The sequence below is a fragment of the Vibrio sp. 10N.261.52.A1 genome, assembly GCF_002876325.1.
In the GTDB taxonomy this organism is placed as follows: domain Bacteria; phylum Pseudomonadota; class Gammaproteobacteria; order Enterobacterales; family Vibrionaceae; genus Vibrio; species Vibrio chagasii.
In genome coordinates, this window is the sequence record NZ_MCYD01000716.1 from 1 (window position 1) to 4,887 (window position 4,887).

7 protein-coding genes and 1 other RNA gene are annotated in these 4,887 nt (G+C 44.4%); 6 read left to right on the forward strand and 2 right to left on the reverse strand.

Features of this window, described 5'->3' with window-relative positions:
- The first annotated feature begins 97 nt into the window (after nt 1–97).
- Both BCT81_RS14315 and BCT81_RS14320 read left to right on the forward strand, forming a co-directional pair.
- Nucleotides 98–553 carry an Lrp/AsnC family transcriptional regulator gene (locus tag BCT81_RS14315; protein ID WP_004739953.1) on the forward strand — a complete coding sequence of 152 codons (456 nt, stop codon included), beginning with the start codon at nt 98–100 and terminating at the stop codon, nt 551–553.
- 61 nt (nt 554–614) lie between these two features.
- Nucleotides 615–1,280, forward strand: coding sequence for a hypothetical protein (locus BCT81_RS14320; protein WP_102424850.1), 666 nt, complete (start codon nt 615–617; stop codon nt 1,278–1,280).
- Between the two features lie 112 nt (nt 1,281–1,392).
- On the opposite strand, the gene tesB is transcribed toward BCT81_RS14320, so the two are convergent.
- Nucleotides 1,393–2,253, reverse strand: coding sequence for an acyl-CoA thioesterase II (gene tesB, locus BCT81_RS14325; RefSeq protein WP_102424854.1), 861 nt, complete (start codon nt 2,251–2,253; stop codon nt 1,393–1,395).
- A 168-nt stretch (nt 2,254–2,421) separates the two neighbouring features.
- On the opposite strand from tesB, the gene BCT81_RS14330 reads away from it, so the two are divergent.
- Nucleotides 2,422–2,862, forward strand: a complete 441-nt coding sequence (locus BCT81_RS14330; protein ID WP_102424851.1) for a YbaY family lipoprotein — start codon at nt 2,422–2,424, stop codon at nt 2,860–2,862.
- Nucleotides 2,863–2,937: 75 nt separating this feature from the next.
- On the opposite strand, the gene BCT81_RS14335 is transcribed toward BCT81_RS14330, so the two are convergent.
- Complete coding sequence (locus BCT81_RS14335; protein WP_063523545.1) at nt 2,938–3,240, reverse strand: MGMT family protein; 303 nt, start codon at nt 3,238–3,240, stop codon at nt 2,938–2,940.
- Nucleotides 3,241–3,291: 51 nt separating this feature from the next.
- On the opposite strand from BCT81_RS14335, the gene BCT81_RS14340 reads away from it, so the two are divergent.
- The 3 genes from BCT81_RS14340 to BCT81_RS14350 all read left to right on the forward strand — a co-directional run.
- Nucleotides 3,292–4,035: a hypothetical protein gene (locus tag BCT81_RS14340; protein WP_102424852.1), complete on the forward strand. Its 744-nt coding sequence runs from the start codon at nt 3,292–3,294 to the stop codon at nt 4,033–4,035.
- 211 nt (nt 4,036–4,246) lie between these two features.
- Nucleotides 4,247–4,343: signal recognition particle sRNA small type (ffs, locus tag BCT81_RS14345), an RNA gene on the forward strand.
- Between the two features lie 138 nt (nt 4,344–4,481).
- A partial coding sequence (locus BCT81_RS14350) for a TnsA endonuclease N-terminal domain-containing protein (RefSeq protein ID WP_102424853.1) occupies nt 4,482–4,887 on the forward strand: 406 nt, incomplete at its 3' end.

Sequence of the window (4,887 nt, forward strand, 5' to 3'; positions counted from 1 at the left end):
AATTTAGCTAGATCTGGAGAGAAAAACTTTGCCATATTTGCTTTATTTTGACTAAAATGTAGAAAATTATTCTATTTGAAAGCGATTTGGTGAAAGTGTGATAGATGCCGTAGATAAAAAAATATTAGCGTTATTACAAGAAGACAGCACTCTGTCATTGAACGACATTTCTGAAGCCGTCAACCTCACCACAACGCCTTGCTGGAAGCGTTTAAAGCGTTTGGAAGAGAATGGCATCATTGAAAAAAGAGTGGCATTGCTGAACCCTGAAAAGTTAGATCTTTCTTTTACCGCGTTCGTATTGGTGAAAACCAGTGATCATTCTCATGAGTGGTATGGTCGTTTTGTGAATACTGTGTCGGAATTCCCAGAAGTGATGGAGTTCTACCGCATGGCGGGCGAGTACGATTACATGATGAAGGTGCAGGTTAAAGACATGAAGTGCTTTGATGAGTTCTATAAGCGCTTGGTTAATAGTGTGGATGGTATATCAAACGTTACTTCTACGTTTGCGATGGAACCATTAAAGTACACCACCGCGCTACCGCTATAACCATTTAGAGATTGTGTTTCGAGTTTAGATATCGCCTCTGCGATGAAGAAAAGGATTATTCATGTTTGCAAAAGTTTCTACTGCTATTCAACTCGTGTTAGCTATCGCCATTTTTTACCTTGGCTACACCATCTATTCGTTCACCAATAAAGTCGGTGAAATTGTCGATACCTATCCTCAGGTTATTGAGGATCTTTCCGTGCTCACGAAAGAGCTAAAAGTCGAAGAGTTTCTGATACTGGCGGAGCACGTCGACGAGTTAGCGCCACAGATGCTGAATACCGTTGAAGATGTAAGAAAGACGGTAGAAAAGGTGAATAAAACGGTCGCATCGGTCGACAGTAAAATTCCAGCTATCCTAGACGAAGTGAAAAATGTTCGAGTTGAAGTCGGACAGGTGAGAACCGACGTGATCCCGCCAACGCTGACCGAGCTCAAGCGCTACCGTGTTGATGTGATGCCACCAATGCTTGCTGAAAGTAAGTCTTACCGAGAACAAACGATTCCTGTAGTGATTGCCGAGTCTGAGATGTTGAGAGCTGAGGTCCCTGCGATCTTGGTGCAAGCTAATCTGTTGGCTGACAAGAGTAAGGAGCTTGCTCAAGGCGCGGCAGAAGGTGCGGTGAAAGGCGTGGTGTTATCGCCATTTAACCTGTTGCGAGATGCGGGGGATGGTATCAAAACGCGAGTACAAGGCGAGTCTAAGCCGGTTGAGCAGGGTAACTAAATACGGTTTCGTTGAACTGCCATTGTGATTAAAAAGAGAAGAGGCTAGGTATGATACCTAGCCTCTTTTCGTTTCAGACGTTCGTGTGCAGACGCTCAGAAGTACTTGATAACTACTTAGTAAAGCGCATCACACCTTCTTGAACGGCTGTCGCGACTAAATCACCTTTTTGGTTGTAAATCTCCCCGCGTACTAGGCCGCGAGTGTTTGCTGCTGTTGGGCTTTCAATCGCATAAAGTAGCCATTCATCCATTTTGAATGGACGGTGGAACCAGATTGAGTGGTCTATCGTCGCCACTTGGAAGTTTGGCGTCATTAGAGAGACTTCGTGTGGGTGAAGCGCAGTGACTAAGAAACCCCAATCTGAAGCGTAAGCAAGCAGGTATTGGTGAATCAAGTGGTTGTCTGGCATTGCGCCATTTGCTCTAACCCAAAGGTACTGTTTCGCTTCCGTCTTCTTTGGTTTGAGTGGGTTAACCACCGTTACAGGGCGCATCTCAATTGGCTTTTCACCACAGAAGGTTTTACGCAGTTTCTCTGGCAAGAACTCCGCAATATGGCTCGCAAGCTCAGTTTCAGACGCAAAGTTTTCCGGCCCTGGAATATCAGGCATCGGATTTTGGTGTTCAAAGCCCGGTGCGTCACCGTGGTAAGAAGCCGTCAGGTAGAAAATAGGGCGGCCATTTTGAATCGCTTTAACACGGCGGGTACTGAAGCTGCGTCCATCTCTGAGATTTTCCACATCGTAAATAATCGGCTTTTCAGGGTCGCCAGGGAATAGAAAATAACTGTGGAACGAGTGAACACTACGGTCGTCTTCAACGGTATAACGAGCAGCAGAAAGTGCTTGTCCTAAGACCTGACCGCCATAAACCTGTGGAAGACCGAGGTTTTCACTTTGCCCACGGAATAAACCTTCTTCCAGCTTTTCTAGCTGAAGTAAACTTAGTAATTCTTTTAAAGGTTGACTCATCGCCAGCATTCCTCTTCGTAAAATGAGTGTCAGATTATGGTGTTAATCATTTAGCTTAGTCAGATATCTGTCAATAAATCATAGGGTTTCAAGACAGAATATGAAAGCTCTCTTATAATTAGTCCGTAGATTTGCCGAGTCCGGCAAACATGTTGAGAGAAATTGAATATGAAAAAGGCTCTAATTCTTCTAACGTCTTTAGTATCGTTTGGCCTGTTAGTAGGTTGCCAAACAACATCAGAAACGAACGCTTCTCAGGAAGTGGTTGCAGAGAATACTCAAGTGATTTCAGGAACAGTTAGCTACCGCGAAAGAATTGCATTACCAGAGAATGCATTGGTTACTGTAACGCTAGAAGATATTTCACTAGCAGATGCTCCATCAACGGTTATCGCGACTCAAGAGTTCACAACTGATGGTAAGCAAGTGCCGTTTGCGTTCGAATTAGGCTACGACTACAACAAGATTCAGCCTAACCACCGTTACAACATGCGCGCAACGATCCATGTTGACGGCAAACTACGTTTCACAACAGATACCATCAAGTCAGTGATTACAGATGTAGAAAACACACAACACGCTGACCTACGCTTGGTCGGTGTTCGCTAATTAGAAATGGATACCACTGTTAAGGCATCTTGATTGTCTGAATCTAGCCAGTTGAATCGGCGAATCGTGGCAGCTCTAGGGCTGCCATTTGTATATTCTGAGTTTAACTTTTCCTGCGTCACTCACTTCAATCCCTTCTTCTACCAGATGCTTCTTCTGGCGTTCAAACGAGTCACCTTTCAAAGATATCTCACCTTTGCTGTTGATCACTCGATACCACGGGAGTTTGCTGCCTTCAGGTAGATTACCTAATGCCTTTCCCACATGGCGCGCATAGCCCGGAAAACCTGAGAAACGTGCTATGTCTCCATAAGTTGTTACTTTTCCATATGGAATTTGGTGAATCACAGCAAAGATTTGGGCTAAAAATTGGTCCATACTAAATGTTCCTAGTTCATGAATACCACGGATCGGTAGAAGGAGAGAGCTATGGTCTTTTCAACATTTCAATTTCTAATTACAACATTATTAGCCGTTGTGTGCGCTAGAGCAATCAGTTTAAGTGAGGGAGATATCCCTGTACTGGCGATGGTGATTCCTGCGTTATGGATCTTACCGCAGGGTGGTATTGCAGGGTTAGCCTTGCTTGCCGCCATGACGACTTACGGCTTAACCCTTCCTCTACAGCCAATCACGCTCTCTGTCAGCGCTTGGGTGCTGTTCCCACTGTTAATGGTGGTTTTCTCAAGACGCAGTAGTTTATCAGTTGTCATTATTTCGGGGTTGATCGTGACGACTTTGCAGGTAGGGATTATGGTCACGCAATCAGCAGGAAAGCTCGATGGCATGCCATGGATTACGGTCTTGCAGACCTTGTCTATTATGGTTATTTGGTGGGCTGCTAATCATCTTAAGCCCGCGAGTCGACACAGCTGGTGGTCATTAGGGTTAATCTTGCCCCTTTGGATAGCCGACTTGCCTTATGCAGCGCTTGTGGCCTTGTGTGTGACGGGCATTATGGCGTCAATGGAAGCGATGACCAAGCTGAAAACCTTCCGCTGGAATAAGTTATTGTGTTGGACATTACCGACCGCAGGCTTCGCAGCACTGGTGATTGCACCTAGCATTGAAGTGCCAAGCCCTGTATTTGTGGTGTGGTTATGTTTGTTAGGAACGGCATGGATGACGGACTACATCATTCGCACGGAAGATAACGAAGACATCGATATCTAGTGCCAACTCAATCTAGATGATGTTATACGAGCACTTCAAATCGCAGGTAAATGGCGAATTAACCTGCGATTTAGTGGTGGTTTGAATAAAGGATAAGCACTTAGACCACAATTGCTCAAAAAGAAGGGGGAAGGGCTTGCAATGGTTGCTGGGATGCTTAATAATCCACTCACTCTTTGAGGCAAGCCTCTTAGAAAACGAATCTATGGGGGCCTGGTCCTCCCGCAACAATAGCTCGTGAACTCGGTCAGGTCCGGAAGGAAGCAGCCGCAGCGTGTGACTTGTGTGCCGGGATGTGGCTGGGTTCCCACCCTTTATGAAGCCTGCAATATATGTTCGCATAAATTGCAGGCTTTCTTCATTTCTGCATCATAAGTCTTCATATTTGCACCATAAGTCTTCATAGTCTATTTTTTGTTGTAGGTTTACAACAAAAGTGATTTGCTATGTTCGACCAAACCAAGAAATCATCTCACGTACACAACATCTGTAAGTTCATGAGCTTGAAGAATGATGCTGTTGTTCGCACTCTCTCCATTTTGGAGTTCGATTTCTGCTTTCACCTCGAATATAACGCAAACATTAAAAGTTTTACCTCTCAACCTTTTGGCTTCCACTATCAATTCAATAATCGTAAGTGCCGATATACCCCAGATTTTTTAGTAACAGATCACAATGAGCAGTCAACCCTCTTCGAAGTAAAACACTCTAGTCAGATTCTCAAACCTGATTTCAGGAATAGATTTGAAGAGAAACAAAGGGTTGCGTTGAATGAGTTAAACAGACGCTTAGTTTTGGTTACTGAGAAACAAATTAGAATGAGACCGACGTTAGATAACTTTAAGTTACTAC